Source organism: Janthinobacterium algoris, from assembly GCF_051380935.1.
GTDB lineage: Bacteria > Pseudomonadota > Gammaproteobacteria > Burkholderiales > Burkholderiaceae_D > Janthinobacterium.
Genome location: NZ_JBNYXZ010000008.1, coordinates 191508 through 209756 on the forward strand (window position 1 = coordinate 191508; position 18249 = coordinate 209756).

Below are 18249 nucleotides of genomic sequence, written 5' to 3' on the forward strand. Positions count from 1 at the left end.
TTGAACTGCCGCTGCAGCTTTAAATAGTTAAAGAACCAATTAGGAGACAATGATGGTCCAACGTACGCCTTCCCCGAATGACCTTGAGCCGATCGAACGCGCCAGCAAGGATGAACTGCAGGCGCTGCAGCTCGAACGCATGAAATGGACGCTCAAGCACGCGTATGACAACGTGCCCCATTACCGCGCCGCCTTTGACGAAGCGGGCGTGCATCCGGACGATCTGAAATCGCTGTCCGACTTGTCGAAATTCCCGTTCACCGATAAAAAAGTCTTGCGCGATAATTACCCGTTTGGCTTGTTTGCCGTGCCGCGCGAGCAAGTGGTGCGCATTCACGCGTCCAGCGGCACCACGGGCAAGGCCACGGTGGTTGGCTACACGCAGAACGACATCGATACCTGGGCCAATGTGGTGGCGCGCTCGATTCGCGCCGGCGGCGGCCGCGCGGGCGACATGGTGCATATCTCCTACGGCTACGGCCTGTTCACGGGCGGCCTGGGCGCGCATTATGGCGCCGAGCGCCTGGGCTGCACCGTCATTCCGATGTCGGGCGGGCAGACGGAAAAGCAGGTGCAATTGATCCAGGATTTCAAGCCGTCTATCATCATGGTCACGCCATCGTACATGCTCAACATCATCGAGGAATTCACGCGCCAGGGCCTCGACCCGGCTGAATCGTCGCTGAAGGTGGGCATCTTCGGCGCCGAGCCGTGGACGGATGCCATGCGTTCGGAAATCGAGGCGCGCGCCGGCATCGATGCCGTCGATATCTATGGCCTGTCCGAAGTGATGGGCCCTGGCGTGGCTTCCGAATGCATCGAAAGCAAGGACGGTCCCGTCATCTGGGAGGACCATTTTTACCCGGAAATCATCGATCCGGAAACGGGCGAAGTACTGCCGGACGGCGCAGAGGGCGAACTGGTGTTTACCTCGCTGTCGAAGGAAGCGCTCCCCGTCATCCGCTACCGCACGCGCGATTTGACCCGCTTGCTGCCGCCGACCTCGCGCTCGATGCGCCGCATCGGCAAGATCACGGGCCGTTCGGACGACATGCTGATCATCCGTGGCGTGAACGTCTTCCCCACCCAGATCGAAGAGCTGATCCTCAAAATGCCGAAGCTGGCACCGCAATACCAGCTGGTGGTCACGCGCGACGGCCACCTCGACAAGCTCGAAGTGATCGCCGAGCTGCGCCTCGACCTGACGTCCACCATCTCGGCCAGTGAAACGGACGCCCTGGCGCGCGAGCTGGAACACCGTATCAAGACGCATGTGGGCGTGAGCACGCGCGTGCGCCTGGTGGCTGCTGCCGGCATCGAACGCACCCTGACGGGCAAGGCCCGCCGCGTGGTCGACCAGCGCCCGAAGATTTTCTCCTGATAGCCCGAACAAGGAACCAAACATGAACGACGCTTTTATCTGTGACGCCGTACGCACCCCGTTTGGCCGCTACGGCGGTTCCCTCGCCAGCGTGCGCGCGGACGACCTGGGCGCGCTGCCGATTGCCGCGCTGATCGCCCGCAACCCGTCCGTCGACTGGTCCGCCATCGACGACGTGTTCTACGGTTGCGCCAACCAGGCGGGCGAAGATAACCGCAACGTAGGCCGCATGGTCGCGCTGCTGGCTGGTTTGCCTGCCGCCGTACCCGCCAATACCATCAACCGCCTGTGCGGCTCCAGCCTGGATGCCGTCGGCATGGCTGCCCGCTCCATCAAGGCGGGCGAAGCGGATCTGATCATCGCCGGCGGCGTGGAAAGCATGACGCGCGCGCCTTTCGTGATGGGCAAGGCTGACAGCGCGTTCTCGCGCGCAGTGAAAATCGAAGACACGACCCTGGGCTGGCGCTTCGTCAACGGCAAGATGAAGGCGCAGTACGGCATCGACACCATGCCGGAAACGGCTGAAAACGTGGCCGTGGAATTTGGCATCAGCCGCGCCGACCAGGATGGTCTGGCCTTGCGCAGCCAGCAGCGCTGGGCCGCCGCCCATGCGGCTGGCGTCTTCGAGCGCGAAATCGTGCCCGTCGCCGTGCCGCAGAAAAAAGGCGAACCGAAGATGGTGACGATGGACGAACACCCACGTCCGGATACCTCGATCGAGATGCTGGCGAAGCTCAAGGGCGTCGTGAAAGTGGACGGCAGCGTCACGGCCGGCAATGCTTCGGGCCTGAACGACGGCGCCTGCGCAATTTTGCTGGCGTCCGCCGCCGCCGTGGATAAATACAAATTGACGCCGCGCGCAAAAGTGCTGGGCATGGCCACGGCCGGCCTTGCGCCGCGCATCATGGGTTTCGGTCCCTCGCCGGCGTCGCGCAAGGTACTGGCGCAGACTGGCCTCACCATCGAGCAGATGGATGTGATCGAACTCAATGAAGCGTTTGCCGCGCAGGCGCTGGCTGTCACGCGCGACCTGGGCCTGGCGGACGATGCGGCCCACGTGAATCCGAATGGCGGCGCGATTGCCATCGGCCATCCTCTGGGCGCATCCGGTGCGCGCCTGGTGATGGCTGCCCTGAACCAGCTGGAGCGCACGGGCGGGCGCTATGCGCTGTGCACCATGTGCATCGGCGTAGGGCAGGGTATTGCTGTAGTGATTGAACGCGTATAACAAAAAAAAAGGCGCAGGCTTGTAAAAAAGCGCCGACCATTGACCGTAGTGCCAACCTGGTGGAGACCACAATGATTGCCAATATCTTCAAGAAAACCCTGATCGCCGGCGTGCTGGCCATGTCCGCCGCGGGCGCGTATGCTGCCGATAACATCAAGATCGGTTCCGTGCTGTCCGTCACGGGACCGGCCGCCTTCCTGGGCGACCCTGAACTGAAAACCCTGCAGCTGTATATCGAGAAAATCAACGCGGCCGGCGGCGTGTTGGGGCGCAAGCTGGAACTGGTGCACTACGACGATGGCAGCGATGCGGCCAAGGCCAACGGTTTTACCAAGCGCCTGATCGAATCGGACAAGGTCGATGTGTTGATCGGCGGTACCACCACCGGTGCGACGATGGCGATGGCGCCGCTGGTGGAGCGCGCTAGCATGCCGTTCATCTCGCTGGCAGGCGCCGTTGTCATCATCGATCCTGTCAAGAAGTGGGTCTTCAAGACGCCGCATACGGACCGCATGGCGGCCGAGAAAGTGTTCGAGGACATGAAGAAGCGCGGCATCAGCAAGGTGGGCCTGCTGTCGGAAACGAGCGGCTTCGGCGCTTCGGGCCGCAAGGAATCGCAGATCGTCGCCTCGAAATATGGCATCGCGCTGGTAGCCGATGAAACTTATGGTCCGAAAGACACGGACATCACGGCGCAGCTCACACGCATCAAGAACACGGCTGGCGTGCAAGCCGTCTTCGTCTTCGGCCTGGGCCAGGGGCCGGCGGTCGTGACCAAGAACTACGGCCAGCTGGGCATGGCCGCACTGCCGCTGTACCAGTCACACGGCGTGGCGTCGGACGAATATCTGAAGCTGTCGGGCAAGGCCGCCGAAGGCGTGCGTCTGCCAACGCCGGCCTTGCTGATCGGCGCCATGCTGCCGGACAGCGACGCGCAAAAGGCCATCGTGGTCGGCTATGACAAGACGTATAAAGAACGCTACAAGATCGACCCGTCGACCTTTGGCGGCTATGCGCTCGACGCCCTGAACCTGTCGGTGGACGCCATCAAGCGCGCCGGTGGAACGGACCGCGAAAAAGTGCGCGCGGCACTGGAACAGACCAAGGGTTTTGTGGGCACGACCGGTGTCTTCAACATGTCGGTCAAGGACCACATGGGCCTGGACCTGTCGGCTTTCCGCATGGTGGAAGTGAAGAACGGCGAATGGCAATTGTCTAAATAAGTTCGAGAAGGTAAGCCAGAAGTAGTTGCGCGGGCCGCCCTCGAAGGTGGTCCGCGCATAGCCGAACATAATGGAGACACCATGGAAGTCGCTCAATTTCTACAATTTCTGTATTCCGGGATGACGGTCGGTTCCGCCTACGCGCTGGCGGCGCTGGGCTTTACCATCATCTACAACACCAGCGGCGTGATCAACTTCGCCCAGGGCGAGTTCATCATGCTGGGCGGGATGCTGGCCGCCGTGATGTCCGCCGCCGGCGTGCCGCTGCCGCTGGCCATCATCCTGGCGGTCATCGCCACGGGCCTGGTTGGCCTGTTGATGGAAAAAACCGTGATCGAACCGGCGCAAAATGCGCAGGTCATTACCCTGTTGATCATCACCATCGGTGCCTCACTGGTGTTGCGTGGCCTGGTGCAAATCTGGTTGGGCAAGGATACGCACTCGCTGCCAGCCTTTTCGGGCGATGCACCGATTGAATTTTTGGGCGCCAGCCTGCTGCCGCAAAGCCTGTGGGTGCTGGGCGTGACTGTCGTCATCGTGTTGGTCCTGGGCTGGTTCTTCGGTCGCACGCTGATGGGCAAGGCCATGCTGGCCACGTCGCATAACAAGCTGGCCGCGCAACTGGTGGGCATCAACACGCGCAAGGTACTGCTGTTTTCATTTGGCCTGTCGGCCCTGCTGGGCGCAGCGGGCGGCATCCTGGTCGCACCGATCACCTACACGTCGTATGACGCGGGCATCATGCTGGGCCTGAAAGGCTTTGTCGCTGCCGTATTGGGTGGCCTGGGTGGCGGCGTGGGCGCAATCGCTGGTGGCCTGATCCTGGGCATCGCCGAAGCCATGACGGCCGGTTACATTTCGTCGGCCTACAAGGACGCCGTGCCCTTCGTGCTGATTTTATTGATCCTGTTCTTCCTGCCGCAAGGCTTGTTTGGCGCTAAAAATTCGGAGCGTGTATGAAGACGCAGTTGCCAACATTCTTTACCCGTTCGCGCCATGGCGGGCTGCTGTTGCTGGCACTCGTGCTGGCCATCCTGCCGCTGTTTCTCACCAACGCGTTTTATTATGACGTGGCGATCCGGATTGCGCTCAACGCCATCGTCGTCATCGGCCTGAACCTGCTGATGGGCTATACGGGCCAGATCAGCCTGGGCCACGCGGGTTTCTATGGCCTGGGCGCGTATGCGTCGGCCGTGCTGACCACGCACTATGCCTGGCCGCCGCTGGCGGCGCTGGCCGCCGGCGCCGTCGCTACAGGCCTGCTGGCGCTATTGTTAGCCCGCCCTGTACTGAAGCTCAAGGGCCATACCCTGGCCATGGCGACCCTGGGCCTGGGCATCATCATTTCCATCGTCATTAACAACGAGACGCAATGGACGGGTGGCCCGGACGGCATCGGCGTGTCCGCCTTCAGTGTCGCCGGCCTGGAAATCGCCGGTGAAAAATCGTGGTACCTGGTGTGCGCCGTGCTGCTGTTGATGGTCACGTGGCTAGCCCTGAACCTGATCGATTCGCCCGTCGGGCGCGCGCTGCAGGCGATCCACGGCTCGGAAGTGGCGGCCCGCGTGGTCGGCGTCGACACGACCCGCTTCAAGGTGCGCGTGTTCGTGCTGTCGGCCGTCATTGCCAGCATCGCGGGCAGCATCAGCGCCCACTACATCGGTTTCATCACCCCCAATCTGGCTGGCTTTTTCCACTCGATCGAGTTGGTGACGATGGTGGTGGTGGGCGGCATGGCGTCGATCTTCGGTTCCATCATCGGCGCGGCCCTGCTGACGATACTGCCGCAACTGCTGTCCAGCTTTGAAGGTTGGGAAACGGTGGTCTTCGGCGTGATCCTGATGGCGACCATGATCTTCATGCCCAAGGGCCTGGTACCTAGCTTGGCCAGCCGTTCGCGCAAGCGGGCCGCCACGCCCAAGGCGCCCGTCAAATCCGCGCAGGAGGTGTGAGATGCTGACGATTAATAATCTGAGCAAGAGCTTTGGCGGCGTGCATGCGGTGCAGGATGTGAGCTTTACCGTCAAGGAAGGCAATATCCATTCCGTGATCGGGCCGAATGGCGCCGGCAAGACGACGCTGTTCAACCTGATCACGGGTGTGTATACGCCGAGCAAGGGCGAGATTTTGCTGAATGGCGAGAACGTGGCCGCCATGTCGCCCGATGCGCTGGCGCGGCGCGGCATGAGCCGCACCTTCCAGAATCTGCAAGTGTGCATGAACATGACGGCCATAGCCAATGTGATGGTGGGCGCGCACTTGCGCCTGAACCAGAACCTGTTCGCCTCCATGCTGCGTTTGCCGTCCGTGCGTCGTGCCGATGCGGCCTGCCGCGATGAAGCGGCCAGCCTGATGGAGTTTGTCGGCGTGGGCCGGCATATCGATGACGAGGCGGGGCAGATGTCGTATGGCGCGTTAAAGCGCCTGGAAATTGCCCGCGCGCTGGCGGCCAAGCCGAAGGTGCTGCTGCTCGATGAACCGGCCGCTGGCCTGAACCATACCGAGACGGGCGAGATCGAAGCCTTGATACGCAAGGTGGCGCAATCGGGTGTGACGGTGGTGCTGGTCGAGCATGACATGAAACTGGTGATGAATTTGTCGGACCATATCCTGGTGCTCGACTATGGCAAGAAGCTGGCCGAAGGGACTGCCGCCGAAGTGCGCGCGAACCCCGACGTGGTGGCGGCATATCTGGGAGTGGCGGCATGATGCTGGAAAAACCTCAAACTCCGCTGGTGCTCGATATCAAAGGGCTGACCAGCCATTACGGCCGCATCCAGGCCCTGCACGGCATCGACTTGCAGGTACGCCAGGGGCAACTGGTGGCGCTGGTGGGCGCGAATGGCGCCGGCAAGACCACCCTGTTGCGGGCGATTTCGGGCGTGCAGCCGATCAGTGCGGGCAGCATCGCCTTCGCCGGCCAGGACGTCAGCCGCATGAGCGCAGACAAGCGCGTGCGCAGCGGCATCTGCCAGGTGCCGGAAGGACGGCAAGTGTTCGGCCCCATGACGGTGGAAGACAACCTGCGCCTGGGCGCCTTTACGCGCCCGGCACAGGACGTAGCGGGCGACATGGAGCGCATGTATGGCCTGTTCCCGATTTTGAAGGAAAAGCGGCTGCTGCTGGCCGGGACCTTATCGGGCGGGCAGCAGCAGATGCTGGCCATGGCGCGCGCGCTGATGGGCCGTCCGCAACTGCTGCTGCTCGACGAACCGAGCATGGGCCTGGCGCCGCTCTTGATCGCGGAAATCTTCCGCATCGTGGCCGAACTGCGCGACCAGGGAATCACCATCTTCCTCGTCGAGCAAAACGCGCACGCCGCCTTGTCGATCGCCGACGTAGGCTATGTGATCGAGACGGGGGCCATCACGCTGTCCGGTCCCGGCCCCGAATTGCTGCATAACGAGCAGGTACAAAGCGCCTATCTGGGCATGTAAGGAGTCTGTATGGTCAAAGTCTACGAAATCAACGGCGTCACCCCTGTCGTCCACCCCAGCGCCTATGTGCACCCGAGCGCGGTGCTGATCGGCGACGTGATCGTCGGCCCGCGCTGCTATATCGGTCCGCTGGCCTCGATCCGCGGCGACTTCGGCCGCCTGATCCTGGAAGAGGGCGCGAACCTGCAGGATACCTGCGTCATGCACGGTTTTCCCGGCTGCGACACGGTGGTCGAGACCGACGGTCATATCGGTCACGGCGCCGTGCTGCATGGCTGCCGCATCGGCCGCAATGCGCTCGTCGGCATGAACGCCGTGGTGATGGATAACGCCATCATCGGCGAGGAATCCATCGTCGCGGCCATGAGTTTCGTCAAGGCAGGCATGATCGTCGCGCCGCGCAGCATGGTGGTCGGTACGCCGGCCAAGGTAATGCGCGCGCTGACAGACGATGAAATCAAGTGGAAAAGCGCGGGCACCGGCCAGTACCACGAACTGGCCGTGCGCTCGATGCAGACGATGCGCGAAGTGGAAGCCCTGACGGAAGTCGAGGCGAACCGCCAGCGCCTGAATTTCGAATCGGCCTTGCCGCTGCACTTGCATAAAAACGCCGCAGCGCAGTAAGCACGCAGTAAACCAATATAGGAGTAGTACACATGGCTCAAATATCCACCCTGCAAAGCTTGATTGCCGGCCGCTGGCTGGGCGAAAGCGCTGCCGTGCCCTTGCACAGCGCCTTGAACAACCGCGTCATCTATCACACGCATGCGGAAAAGATCGACTTCGACGAAGCCGTCACGTATGCGCGCAAGACGGGCGTGCCGGGCTTGATGGCGCTGGACTTCCAGCAGCGCGCCGCGCGCCTGAAGGCGCTGGCCTTGTACCTGGTCGAGCGCAAGGAAGAACTGTATGCGATCTCGCACCTGTCGGGCGCCACGCGCGCCGATAGCTGGGTCGATATCGAAGGCGGTACGGGCACCCTGTTTGCCTACGCCAGCATGGGCAGCAACGAGCTGCCGTCGTCGAATGTGCTGCATGAAGGCCCGGCCATCGCGCTCGGCAAAAAAGGTGGCTTCGCCGGCACGCACATCCTGGTGCCGCGCGGCGGCCTGGCCGTGCACATCAACGCCTTCAATTTCCCCATCTGGGGCTTGCTGGAAAAATTCGCGCCCAGCTTCCTGGCGGCCATGCCATGCATCGCCAAGCCGGCCACGGCGACGAGCTATCTGACGCAAGCCGTCGTGCGCATGATGCATGAATCTGGCTTGCTGCCGGCTGGCAGCCTGCAACTGGTGATCGGCTCCACGGGCGACTTGTTGGACCGTTTGAATGGACAGGACTTCGTCACGTTCACGGGATCGGCCGCCACTGCCGCCAAGCTGCGCACCAATCCGAACCTGATCGCCCAGTCCGTGCCCTTCAATGGCGAAGCCGATTCGCTCAATTGCGCCATCCTGGCGCCGGACGTCACACCCGACGATGTGGAATTCGACCTGTTCGTCAAGGAAGTCGTGCGCGAGATGACGGGTAAATCGGGCCAGAAGTGCACGGCGATTCGCCGCATCATCGTGCCTGAGCACCTGATAGACGCTGTCGGCACGCGCCTGCGCGAACGCCTGGCCAAGGTGGTGGTGGGCGACCCGTCCATCGAAGGCGTGCGCATGGGCGCGCTGGCCTCGAAGGAGCAGCAAAGCGACGTGGCCGAACGGGTCGCCACGCTGTCGCAGGGTAACGAAGTGGTATTTGGCGCGGCCGACGGCTTCAATCCGCTCGGCGATGATGCGCTGGATGGCAGCTTCTTCTCGCCGACCTTGCTGCTGTGCCGCGACGCCTTCGGCAACGACGCCGTGCATGACGTGGAAGCGTTTGGCCCTGTCAGTACCATGATGGGCTACACGGATATCGACGAAGCGCTGGCCCTGGCTGCGCGCGGCAAGGGCAGCCTGGTGAGCACGCTGGTGACGCGCGATCCGAAGATCGCCGCGCGCGTGGTGCCGCACGTGGCGGCCACGCATGGCCGCGTGCACGTGCTCGAGCGCGTGGCCTCCGTCGATTCGACGGGACATGGCTCGCCCTTGCCGCAGCTGAAGCACGGCGGCCCTGGCCGCGCGGGCGGCGGCGAGGAACTGGGCGGCGTGCGCGCCGTGCGCCACTACCTGCAACGGGCGGCGGTGCAGGGTTCGCCGACCATGCTGGCGGCCATCACCGGCGAATACGTGCGCGGCGCGGACGTTAATGAAAGCCCGATCCACCCGTTCCGCAAGCATTTCGAGGACCTGAAGACGGGCGACTCGCTGCTCACGCACCGGCGCACCGTCAGCGAAGCGGACATCGTCGCCTTCGGCGGCATCTCGGGCGACTTTTTCTACATGCACTTCGACGAGATCGCGGCCAAGGAATCGCAATTCGGCAAGCGCATCGCCCACGGCTACTTCGTGCTGTCGGCCGCTGCGGGCCTGTTCGTCTCGCCTGGCGTCGGTCCCGTGCTGGCCAACTATGGCCTGGATAACCTGCGCTTCGTCGCGCCCGTCGCCATCGGCGACACCATCCGCGCGCGCCTGACCTGCAAGCGCAAGGTGGACCGCAACCGCAAGGACGTGTTTGGCGTAGGCCAGGGCGTGGTCGCGTGGGACGTGCAGGTGACGAACCAGAACGAGGAACTGGTAGCCAGTTACGACATTCTGACGCTAGTGTCGAAGCGCGAGTAAGCATCTCCGGCAGCACTGGTTTGAACCGCGCCACCCGCGATCTTCGCGCGGGTGGCGCTTTCTTTATCCAATGTCTTTTTGTCTTGAATTATCCATAAGTATATGAAAAATATAGGCTAAGTGTGGTTTTGCACGGCGTGCTATTTAGATAAATCCCTCTAGAACGCGTACTTTTTTCGTAAAAAGCGGCGAATTTGCTCATTGCCTCAAGAAAACTTTCCACCGTAAAACCTTTTCTCTGTAGCATGGTTTTACTCACTGGTCACGCCGCCAAGCACGCTCTACGACGCGCTGGCGGCGCGAAAAAAACGGACCCGGCCTTTTACGGCCGGTGAGCCAACGACCGCGAGTCCCATTCCACGATTAACGTTCACCGCTACGGGTATTTAATTACTATGAATAAACACGTCCTGATTTTCCTGCTGGCTATGCCCCTGGCCATCAGCCATGCCTACGCCGAAGAGGCCAATGGCCCTACCGTCAAGATCAGCGGTTTCGGCACGGCTGCGCTGACCATGGCCGATACCGACAACGCGCAGTTCGCGCGCCCGAACCAGGCCGCCGGCGCCGGCCGCACTGCCCGCACGGGCATTGATTCCAACCTGGGCTTGCAAGCCAATGTTACCGTCAATCCCTGGCTGTCGGCCACCGTGCAGGGCCTGGCGCGCAAGGATGGCGAGGATGATTTTGGCGCCGAGCTGGCATGGGCTTTCGCCAAGGCCAAGGTGTCGGACAGCTTCAGTGTGCGCGTTGGCCGCATGGGCCTGCCCGTCTTCATGATTTCCGATTACCGTAACGTGGGCTATGCCAACACCTTGCTGCGCCCACCGGGCGAAATGTATTCGCAGGTGCCTCTCAACAGCATCGATGGCATCGACGGCACCTACCAGTTCAGCGCGGGCGACACCAGCATCACCACGCAGCTGGCGCTGGGCCGCACCAAGGCGACCCTGGCGACAGGGCCGGATTCGACCGTGCAGGTGGAAGGCAAGTCTATCGTCGCCCTCAACGTGGTGGCCGAACATGGCCCCGTGACCTTGCGCTTCGGCCGTGCCGAGACCAAGCTGACGATCAACGATTCGCCCAGCCTGAATACCTTGATGGGCAGCTTGCGCGCGGCTGGTGCTGGCTACAAGTTCGCCCAGCTGGGCGCCCTGGCCGATGCGCTGGAAGTCAAGGACAAGAAGGCGTCATTCACGTCCGTGGGCCTGGGCCTGGACTGGAACAACGTGCTGGTACAGTCCGAATATGCGAAGCGCAAGACGGATAGCTATGTCAGCGACAGTACCTCGTGGTACGTGATGGGCGGCTACCGCATCGGCGCCTTCCTGCCGTATTACAGCCACGCCAGCCTGAAGGCCGATGGCCGCGTGAACAACACTGTGCCGGCTGCCTGCCCGCCTGGCTATCCGGCCGCCTGCACGCCGACCCTGCGCGCTCTGTCGGCGGGCGTCAATGCCATGGCCAACACGCGCAACCAGCTGGAGCAAACGACGGACAGCATCGGCGTGCGCTGGGACTTCCACCGTTCGGCCGCGCTGAAAGTGCAGATCGACCGCATCAAGCCGAAGAATGGCCCGGGCCTGTTCGTGCAAGCCAAGCCTGGCTTCCATGGTCCCGTCACGGTGGCCGCCGCCGCCATCGATTTCGTTTTCTAAGGAGCGCCGCATGAAACCATTGATCGTGAATGTGGCTGCCTTGCTGGCGCTGTCGACCGCTGTTCCCGCCATGGCCGAAGTGGTCGTGGTGGTCAATCCGAAAAGCGCCGCCGGCGCGATGACGAATGAACAGGTGGCGCAATTTTTTCTCGGTAAATCGACGGCCATGACGCCGATCGACCAGCCGGAAAGCGCCGCCGTGCGCGCCGAGTTCTACAAGAAGGTGACGGACAAGGAACCATCGCAAGCCAAGGCCCTGTGGTCCAAGCTGGTCTTCACGGGCAAGGCGACCTTGCCGAAGGAAGTGGCCAATAGCGCCGACGTGAAGAAGGCTGTCGCGGCCGATCCGAAAGCCATCGGCTATATCGAAAAGAGTGCCGTCGACGGCACCGTCAAAGTTGTGCTGACGGCGCCATAAAGCCGGTTCGGGCCGCGCGCCATGCGGCGGCCCGATAATTCATCAACATCAGGAGACAGCAATGAGCATCAAACGCAAGATATGGGCGCTGCCTGTCGTCTCGGCCGTGATCTTCGGCCTGGGACTGGCCGTCAGTGCCTATTTGTCCACGGCCGCGCTCAATTCCATCCACGCCACCGAAAGCGCCGACTATCCCGTGCTCGATATGGCCAAGTCGCTGACGCTGGACGTGGCCGCAGTCGGCGACGCCCTGCGCGATGCCGTCAGCGAAGGCGACAAGGAGCGCATCGGGCAAGTCGGTGGCCAGGCCGTCAAGCTGCGCGCCAAGCTGGCCGCCTTTGCGGCCATTCCCGGCCAGCGCGAGCAGGGCCAGCGCCTGGCCAAAGAATTCGATGCCTACTATGCGCCGGCCCTGAGCGCGGCGCGCATCATGCTGGAAATGGAAGAGGGCGACCCGCAAGCGACAGTGGCGCGCATGCAGGGCACGCTGGCGGTACTCAATACGGACCTGGCAAAGACCAACGAGCAGGCGCAATTGCAGTTCAAGCAGGGCATAGAGCGCAGTGCATCCAACGTGCGCAATGCCCTCAATACCAGCATCGCCGTGGCGCTGGCCGTCATTGTTTGCCTGGCGGCCGTGTCGCACTTTGTCGTGCGCGCCATCTGGCAGCAGCTGGGTGGCGAGCCCGAATATGCGCGTCAGATCGCGCGCGCCGTGGCCGATGGCGACCTGTCGATGGAAATCGCCACCGAGGCGGGCGACCAGGACAGCCTGCTGGCGGCCTTGAAGGACATGCGCGGCAAATTGGGCGGCATGGTGGCCGACATCAAGGCTTCCGCCGAAACTATCCAGGTGGCCAGCGCGGAAATCGCGCAAGGCAATGCGGACCTGGCCGCGCGCACGGAGTCGCAGGCGGGCAGCCTGGACCAGACGGCGCGCGCCATGGATAGCCTCACAAGCACCGTGCGCGACAACGCGGCCAACGCGGGCCAGGCGCATGAACTGGTGGTGTCGGCTTCTTCCGTCGCCGTGAAAGGAGGGCAAGTGGTCAGCCAGGTGGTGACCACCATGGGCGAGATCAACGACTCGTCCAGACGCATCGTCGACATTATCGGCGTCATCGACGGCATCGCCTTCCAGACGAATATCCTGGCCCTGAATGCGGCCGTCGAAGCGGCGCGCGCGGGCGAACAGGGACGCGGCTTTGCCGTGGTGGCGTCCGAAGTGCGCAACCTGGCGCAGCGCAGCGCCGGCGCAGCGCGCGAAATCAAGCAGCTGATCGGCGATTCGGTGGCGAAGGTGAATGTCGGCTCGAAGCTGGTGGACGAAGCTGGGCTGACCATGGGCCAGATCGTCGATTCCGTAAAAAAAGTGGCCGACATCATGGCCGAAATCAGCGCCGCCAGCCAAGCGCAAAGCGCCGGCATCGGCGATATCGGCGTGGCCATCGGCAGCATGGATCAAATGACGCAGCAAAACTCCGCGCTGGTGGAAGAGGCGTCAGCGGCGGCCGAATCGCTGCAGGAACAGGCGGTGCAACTGGGCACGGCGCTGGCCGTGTTCAAGCTGGCGCAGGGCGGCGCGCCGGCGATCACCATCGTGCCGGCGGCACGGCGGCTGGCGTTGAGGTAGGCGGCTTAGCGCTGCAGTCCGAACGGATCGTCGATGCTGTGCGCCGGTTGCGTGAACCAGCGCGGACCGTTTTCCGTCATATAAAAATGGTCTTCGTGGCGGATGCCGAATTCGCCGGGGATGCAGATCATCGGCTCGTTCGAAAAGCACATGCCCACGTCGAGCGGCGTGGTGTCATTGCCCACCAGGTAAGGCCATTCGTGGATATCGAGGCCGATGCCGTGGCCCGTGCGATGCGGCAGGCCCGGCAGCTTGTAGCCGGGACCAAAGCCGTCTGCGTCCAGGGACACGCGGGCAGCGCGGTCCACGTCGCCGCAGGGCACACCCAGTTGCGCGGCGGCAAACGCCGCGGCCTGCGCCGCCTTTTCGCTGTTCCACACGCTGCGCTGGCGCGCGCTGATGGCGCCAAACACATAGGTGCGCGTGATGTCGGAGATGTAATTCATCACCTGGCAGCCCGTGTCGATCAGCACCGTGTCGCCTGCCTTCAGGGTTTGCACGTAGTTCACGCCATGCGGATAGGCCGTCGCTTCGCCGAACAGCACGATGCAGAAGTAGGAACGCGGTGCGCCCACCTTGCGGTGCGCGCGCTGGATGAATTCTTCCACTTCCACCGTCGTGATGCCTTCGTACAGCATGCTGGCCGTGGCCACGTGCACCGCCAGGGTCATGTCCATCACGCGCTGCATCAGGGCGATTTCCGCGCTGGATTTGCGGCTGCGGCAGTATGCCGTGACCGCGCGCGCGTTTTCCAGCGTATAGCCGGTGGCCAGCGGCTTGATGCCGTCGTAGATGAAGAAGGCGGCGCTTTCGCAGATGCCCACGCGCGGCGGCTGGTGCGCGTCTTGCGCCACGCCCATGCGCGCCAGCACGTCGACGAACAACTGGTACGGGCTTTCATGTTCTTCCCAGCAATTGACACGGCCCTCGATGAGCATGAAGCCTTGCAAGGTGCTTTCCTCGAAGGCGGGAGCGATGTATTCGATCTCGCCGCTGGCCGGCAGGATGGCGCCCACCATGCGTTCGCTGGCATACCATTTGGTGCCCGTGAAATAGGTGAGGTTGGCGCCCGCGTTCAGGTAGATGGCGGCGATGCCCTGTTGGCGCATGAACGCTTGCGCCTTGGCGATGCGCTGCGCATGTTCGTCCTTGCCGATGGCGACCATGCCGCCCGTCATGTCCGACAGCGATGCCAATGCCTGTTCGATGGAATTGCCACCTATGCTCATGCCTGCTCCTTTGCTCGATGCTGAATATGGAATGCGGGCATGATATCAGTTCGCGCCTTTCGGCTTGAGTCCAGGCGCGCCGCCGGCGGCATCGGGCGGGGCCAGCACCAGGTCGTGCGGATAGGTGAAGTGCCAGTCCGCGTAGCGCTGCTTGCGGCGCAGGCTGGCGTCTTCGTCGAGAAAGTTGTCCTGCTTGATGGGCAGTTGTGGCGATAGCGAATGGATGCCGACGATGCGTCCCTCCTGCCGCAGCAAGCCCCATTCCGTTTTTCCCGTGACGGGGTCCGCATACACGCGGCGCAGGTGCCGCCGTGCGTTGGCGTAGCGCGGGTCGCGCAGCAATTCCTGCAAGGCCAAGGGATAGCGGGGCCGCCCGTCGGCCGGCGTGCCGTCGTAGTAACGGCCCAGCGCATTGCGAAATTCGTGGCCGATGAACAGCAGTTCGCGCTCCTTGTCGCGCCGCGCGGCCGTGGCAAATAGCTCACTGGCCAGCACCAGGCCCACGCCCATGAAGGCCACCAGCATCAGGGTCCAGATATACGCGAAGCCCCGTGCGCGGGGTTGAAAACTAGAGCTGCTCAAACGGGATACCCTCGCGCGTCTTGCCCTTGGCGCCGCTGCGCACGTCGGCCACGCCGCCGATTTCGCCATTGGGCGAAGGGATCAGCTGCCAGGTGGCGGCGGACTCCGTGACGGGGTCCAGCGGCACGCTGCGGAAGTAATGGTGGGTCACCAGGTCGGCCAGCGCGGCCGGATATTCTCCCTTGTCGGCATAGTATTTATCCAGGCCGCTCCTGAGCACTTGCAGGTTTTCCTTCAACGCGACTTCCTTGGATTTTTCCACCGAGCCGAAATAGCGGGGAATGGCAATCGTCAGCAGCAGCGAGATGATCGCCAGTACCACCAACAGTTCGACCAGAGTAAAGCCGCGCCGCGGGGATGAATAGGGCATGGGGGTCACCATTGATTGAGCGGCACGCCGTTCAGGCCTACCTTGGTCGAGCGCGAGGCGACATCGAACACGTCTTCGCCTTCGCTGGGATTGTCGGGCGGCGAGGCATAGGCGCGCTTGCTCCAGCTGTCGGCGGCGCTGCCGTCTTCCCTGGGCTGGAACGGGTCGCGCGGCAGGCGGCGCAAAAAATAGATGTTTTGCTTCGAGGGGCTGCGCTGGTCGGGCACGCCATCGACCAGTTCATCGAGTTTTTTCGGATAGCCGGATCCTCCCAGTGACAGCTTGATGCGGCCATTGTCCGAGGCGCGCTTGTAGGTATCGATGGCCTCGCGTATATCTATCAGGGCGCTGCGCAATTCATGTTCCTTCGCCCTTTGTTGCGCCACCTGCGCCATCGGCACGGCTACCGTGGCCAGGGTCGCCATGATGGCCAGGGTGATCATCAGTTCGATGAAGGTAAAGCCCTGCTGCTTCACAGGCCACCTCACTGGCCACCCTTGACAGTGGCCTTGTCGCCGGCGGCCGGTGCTTCGTCGCCGCCCGTCATGGGCGAGCCGGTGCGCGGCGCGGCTTGCTCGGGCGCGGCGATAGCCTCAGGGCTGCCGCTGACGCTGGCGCGGCCGCCCACGGATGCCTCGGTGCCCGAATTGAATTCGGCCGTCGTCAGGTCCGGGCGGCGGATGCTGCGCAGCAGGCGCGGCGTGATCGACAGCACGATCTCGCTGCGCATGGCGTCGTCCTTCTGGCTGCCAAACAGGCGGTTCAGCACGGGCAGTTCGCCCACGCCCGGCACCTTGTTGGCCGTGCCCCGGTCTTCGTCGCTGATCAAGCCTGCCAGCACCTGCGTCTCGCCATCCTTCAGGCGCAGCACCGTGGAAGCGCTGCGCGTGCCGATCTGGTAAGCCTGCGTGCCCGTCTTGCTGATCACTTCCTTGACGACGTTCGACACTTCCAGGTTGATTTTGATGGCCACCTCGTCGTCCAGGTAGACGTTCGGCTCGACGTCGAGCTTCAAGCCCACGTCGATGTAGTTGACGCTGTCGGAACTGACGCCGTTATTCGTCGTGACGGTAATGACGGGCACGCGGTCGCCGATCAGGATCTTGGCCTTTTCCTTGTTGCGCACGCGAATGCGCGGGTTGGCCAGGATATTGCTGTCGCTGTCCGTCTTGTTGGCGTTCAGGGTGACGCCGCCGATGCCCAGGTTGATATTGTCGCCATTGATGCGGTGCAGGTCCGCCACCTTCAGGCCGCCCAAGCCGCTGCCGACACCGGCCAAGGTCAGGCTGGCCTGGTCGGGCCAGCGCACGCCCAGTTCCATCAGGCGCGTGCGCTTGACTTCCAGCACTTCCACTTCCAGCATCACTTCCGGGTCGGCCAGATCCTGCACGTTGATGATGCGTTCGGCCATGCGCACCATTTCCGGCGTGTCGCGCAGCATAATGATACCCAGCCGCTCGTCGGTGACGACATCCTTGGCCTTGAGCAGGGTCTTGATGGAAAATGCCACCGTCTTGACATCGGCATTGGCGAGGAAGAAGGTGCGCACCACGAGCTGCTGGTAATCCTTCACCTTTTGCGGCGTATTCGGATAGATCGTGATCGACTTGTCGCTGGTGACGCTTTGTTCCAGCTGATTGGCGCCCAGCAGCATGGCAATCGCCTCTTCGATGCTGGTGTCGCGCACGGAAATGGTGGCGCGCAGGGCCGGATCGACTTCCTTGTCGAAGACGAAGTTCAATCCCGATACCTTGCTGATGAAGTCAAACACGGAGCGCAGCGGCGCGTCGCGAAACTCGAGGGTGACTGGTTTCCTGTAGGCGGCGCCCAGCTTGCCGCCGGCCGGCCGTGCCTTCGCCTGCTCATCGCCGATGCGGCTTTTCAGGGCCAGCGCCTCGCGCTGCGCGGGGCGCTCCTGCAGCACCTGGCGCAAGGCTTCCTGCGCTTGCGCGACATTCGCTTCGCCGCCGCGCTGGTAGTTGGCCTGCGCTTCCTGCACCAGCTTGCGGTGCCGTTCATCCTGCGCCACGCCGGCCAGGCCCCGTTGCGCTACGTCGTTGCTGGCGTCCAGCGCCAGCGCTTGCTGGTACAGCGCTTGCGCTTCGGGCAGCTTGCCCTGCAGGCGCAGCGCTTCGGCGCGGCCATTGAGATTGTTCAGCGCGCGCATTTTCCCATTGGTGACGGCGATGCGGTACTTGGCGTTGGTCGGCTCGGCTTGCGCCGCCTGTTCCAGCAGGGCCAGGCCCTGTTCCGTGCGGCCCGCGCCCAGCATGGCTTGGCCGTCGTTATACGCCTGGTTGCCGGCGCAGGCGGCCAGTAGGGATAGCAAAGGGAGCAGAGGGAGCAGGGCAAAGGTGCCTGACATACGTGCGGCGCGTCGTT

At 63.1% G+C, this 18249-nt stretch carries 17 protein-coding genes; 12 read left to right on the forward strand and 5 right to left on the reverse strand.

Annotation, left to right across the window (positions count from 1 at the left end):
• The first annotated feature begins 52 nt into the window (after positions 1-52).
• The 12 genes from paaK to ACQ4W7_RS14250 all read left to right on the forward strand — a co-directional run bounded on the left by paaK (position 53) and on the right by ACQ4W7_RS14250 (position 13686).
• Positions 53-1381, forward strand: coding sequence for a phenylacetate--CoA ligase PaaK (gene paaK / locus ACQ4W7_RS14195; protein WP_426072174.1), 1329 nt, complete (start codon positions 53-55; stop codon positions 1379-1381).
• 22 nt (positions 1382-1403) lie between these two features.
• Positions 1404-2609: a 3-oxoadipyl-CoA thiolase gene (pcaF, locus tag ACQ4W7_RS14200; protein ID WP_436531242.1), complete on the forward strand. Its 1206-nt coding sequence runs from the start codon at positions 1404-1406 to the stop codon at positions 2607-2609.
• A 71-nt stretch (positions 2610-2680) separates the two neighbouring features.
• Positions 2681-3832 (forward strand): ABC transporter substrate-binding protein, encoded by a 1152-nt coding sequence (locus ACQ4W7_RS14205; RefSeq protein WP_436531244.1) that lies wholly within the window; start codon positions 2681-2683, stop codon positions 3830-3832.
• An 81-nt stretch (positions 3833-3913) separates the two neighbouring features.
• Positions 3914-4792 carry a branched-chain amino acid ABC transporter permease gene (locus ACQ4W7_RS14210; RefSeq protein WP_426071950.1) on the forward strand — a complete coding sequence of 293 codons (879 nt, stop codon included), beginning with the start codon at positions 3914-3916 and terminating at the stop codon, positions 4790-4792.
• Complete coding sequence (locus tag ACQ4W7_RS14215; RefSeq protein WP_436531246.1) at positions 4789-5784, forward strand: branched-chain amino acid ABC transporter permease; 996 nt, start codon at positions 4789-4791, stop codon at positions 5782-5784. The genes ACQ4W7_RS14210 and ACQ4W7_RS14215 overlap by 4 nt, the downstream gene beginning before the upstream one ends.
• A 1-nt stretch (position 5785) precedes the next feature.
• A complete protein-coding gene (locus tag ACQ4W7_RS14220; RefSeq protein WP_426071952.1) occupies positions 5786-6541 on the forward strand; it encodes an ABC transporter ATP-binding protein in 756 nt (251 codons plus the stop codon).
• On the forward strand, positions 6538-7269 hold the full coding sequence (locus ACQ4W7_RS14225; RefSeq protein WP_436531249.1) for an ABC transporter ATP-binding protein: 732 nt from the start codon (positions 6538-6540) through the stop codon (positions 7267-7269). Before ACQ4W7_RS14220 ends, ACQ4W7_RS14225 begins: the two co-directional genes overlap by 4 nt.
• Positions 7270-7278: 9 nt before the next feature.
• Positions 7279-7893: a phenylacetic acid degradation protein PaaY gene (gene paaY / locus ACQ4W7_RS14230; RefSeq protein ID WP_426071953.1), complete on the forward strand. Its 615-nt coding sequence runs from the start codon at positions 7279-7281 to the stop codon at positions 7891-7893.
• A 32-nt stretch (positions 7894-7925) separates the two neighbouring features.
• Positions 7926-9977: a phenylacetic acid degradation bifunctional protein PaaZ gene (gene paaZ, locus ACQ4W7_RS14235; protein ID WP_436531251.1), complete on the forward strand. Its 2052-nt coding sequence runs from the start codon at positions 7926-7928 to the stop codon at positions 9975-9977.
• A 395-nt stretch (positions 9978-10372) separates the two neighbouring features.
• A complete protein-coding gene (locus tag ACQ4W7_RS14240) occupies positions 10373-11635 on the forward strand; it encodes a hypothetical protein (RefSeq protein ID WP_436531253.1) in 1263 nt (420 codons plus the stop codon).
• Positions 11636-11645: 10 nt separating this feature from the next.
• Positions 11646-12053, forward strand: a complete 408-nt coding sequence (locus tag ACQ4W7_RS14245) for a type 2 periplasmic-binding domain-containing protein (protein WP_426071956.1) — start codon at positions 11646-11648, stop codon at positions 12051-12053.
• Between the two features lie 61 nt (positions 12054-12114).
• Positions 12115-13686 carry a methyl-accepting chemotaxis protein gene (locus ACQ4W7_RS14250; protein ID WP_436531255.1) on the forward strand — a complete coding sequence of 524 codons (1572 nt, stop codon included), beginning with the start codon at positions 12115-12117 and terminating at the stop codon, positions 13684-13686.
• Between the two features lie 5 nt (positions 13687-13691).
• Here ACQ4W7_RS14250 and ACQ4W7_RS14255 read toward each other — a convergent pair whose 3' ends face one another.
• Genes ACQ4W7_RS14255 through ACQ4W7_RS14275 form a run of 5 tightly spaced genes read right to left on the reverse strand, consistent with a single transcriptional unit; the run spans position 13692 to position 18232 of the window.
• Positions 13692-14915 carry a M24 family metallopeptidase gene (locus ACQ4W7_RS14255; RefSeq protein ID WP_436531257.1) on the reverse strand — a complete coding sequence of 408 codons (1224 nt, stop codon included), beginning with the start codon at positions 14913-14915 and terminating at the stop codon, positions 13692-13694.
• A 45-nt stretch (positions 14916-14960) separates the two neighbouring features.
• Complete coding sequence (locus ACQ4W7_RS14260; RefSeq protein ID WP_436531259.1) at positions 14961-15497, reverse strand: type II secretion system protein; 537 nt, start codon at positions 15495-15497, stop codon at positions 14961-14963.
• Positions 15484-15867, reverse strand: a complete 384-nt coding sequence (locus ACQ4W7_RS14265) for a type II secretion system protein (RefSeq protein ID WP_436531261.1) — start codon at positions 15865-15867, stop codon at positions 15484-15486. The genes ACQ4W7_RS14260 and ACQ4W7_RS14265 overlap by 14 nt, the downstream gene beginning before the upstream one ends.
• A gap of 5 nt (positions 15868-15872) precedes the next feature.
• Positions 15873-16343 carry a type II secretion system protein gene (locus tag ACQ4W7_RS14270; protein WP_436531263.1) on the reverse strand — a complete coding sequence of 157 codons (471 nt, stop codon included), beginning with the start codon at positions 16341-16343 and terminating at the stop codon, positions 15873-15875.
• A gap of 8 nt (positions 16344-16351) precedes the next feature.
• Positions 16352-18232 carry a secretin GspD/PilQ domain-containing protein gene (locus tag ACQ4W7_RS14275; RefSeq protein ID WP_436531265.1) on the reverse strand — a complete coding sequence of 627 codons (1881 nt, stop codon included), beginning with the start codon at positions 18230-18232 and terminating at the stop codon, positions 16352-16354.
• Positions 18233-18249 lie beyond the last annotated feature (17 nt).

Excerpts from the sequence above, each read along its gene's own strand:
- ACQ4W7_RS14210 (WP_426071950.1), top strand. The coding sequence starts at position 3,914 with ATGGAAGTCGCTCAATTTCTACAATTTCTGTATTCCGGGATGACGGTC.
- paaZ (WP_436531251.1), top strand. The coding sequence starts at position 7,926 with ATGGCTCAAATATCCACCCTGCAAAGCTTGATTGCCGGCCGCTGGCTG.
- ACQ4W7_RS14275 (WP_436531265.1), bottom strand. The coding sequence starts at position 18,232 with ATGTCAGGCACCTTTGCCCTGCTCCCTCTGCTCCCTTTGCTATCCCTA.
- ACQ4W7_RS14245 (WP_426071956.1), top strand. The coding sequence starts at position 11,646 with ATGAAACCATTGATCGTGAATGTGGCTGCCTTGCTGGCGCTGTCGACC.
- ACQ4W7_RS14240 (WP_436531253.1), top strand. The coding sequence starts at position 10,373 with ATGAATAAACACGTCCTGATTTTCCTGCTGGCTATGCCCCTGGCCATC.
- ACQ4W7_RS14215 (WP_436531246.1), top strand. The coding sequence starts at position 4,789 with ATGAAGACGCAGTTGCCAACATTCTTTACCCGTTCGCGCCATGGCGGG.
- ACQ4W7_RS14250 (WP_436531255.1), top strand. The coding sequence starts at position 12,115 with ATGAGCATCAAACGCAAGATATGGGCGCTGCCTGTCGTCTCGGCCGTG.
- ACQ4W7_RS14205 (WP_436531244.1), top strand. The coding sequence starts at position 2,681 with ATGATTGCCAATATCTTCAAGAAAACCCTGATCGCCGGCGTGCTGGCC.
- ACQ4W7_RS14265 (WP_436531261.1), bottom strand. The coding sequence starts at position 15,867 with ATGCCCTATTCATCCCCGCGGCGCGGCTTTACTCTGGTCGAACTGTTG.
- pcaF (WP_436531242.1), top strand. The coding sequence starts at position 1,404 with ATGAACGACGCTTTTATCTGTGACGCCGTACGCACCCCGTTTGGCCGC.
- ACQ4W7_RS14225 (WP_436531249.1), top strand. The coding sequence starts at position 6,538 with ATGATGCTGGAAAAACCTCAAACTCCGCTGGTGCTCGATATCAAAGGG.
- paaK (WP_426072174.1), top strand. The coding sequence starts at position 53 with ATGGTCCAACGTACGCCTTCCCCGAATGACCTTGAGCCGATCGAACGC.
- ACQ4W7_RS14220 (WP_426071952.1), top strand. The coding sequence starts at position 5,786 with ATGCTGACGATTAATAATCTGAGCAAGAGCTTTGGCGGCGTGCATGCG.
- paaY (WP_426071953.1), top strand. The coding sequence starts at position 7,279 with ATGGTCAAAGTCTACGAAATCAACGGCGTCACCCCTGTCGTCCACCCC.
- ACQ4W7_RS14255 (WP_436531257.1), bottom strand. The coding sequence starts at position 14,915 with ATGAGCATAGGTGGCAATTCCATCGAACAGGCATTGGCATCGCTGTCG.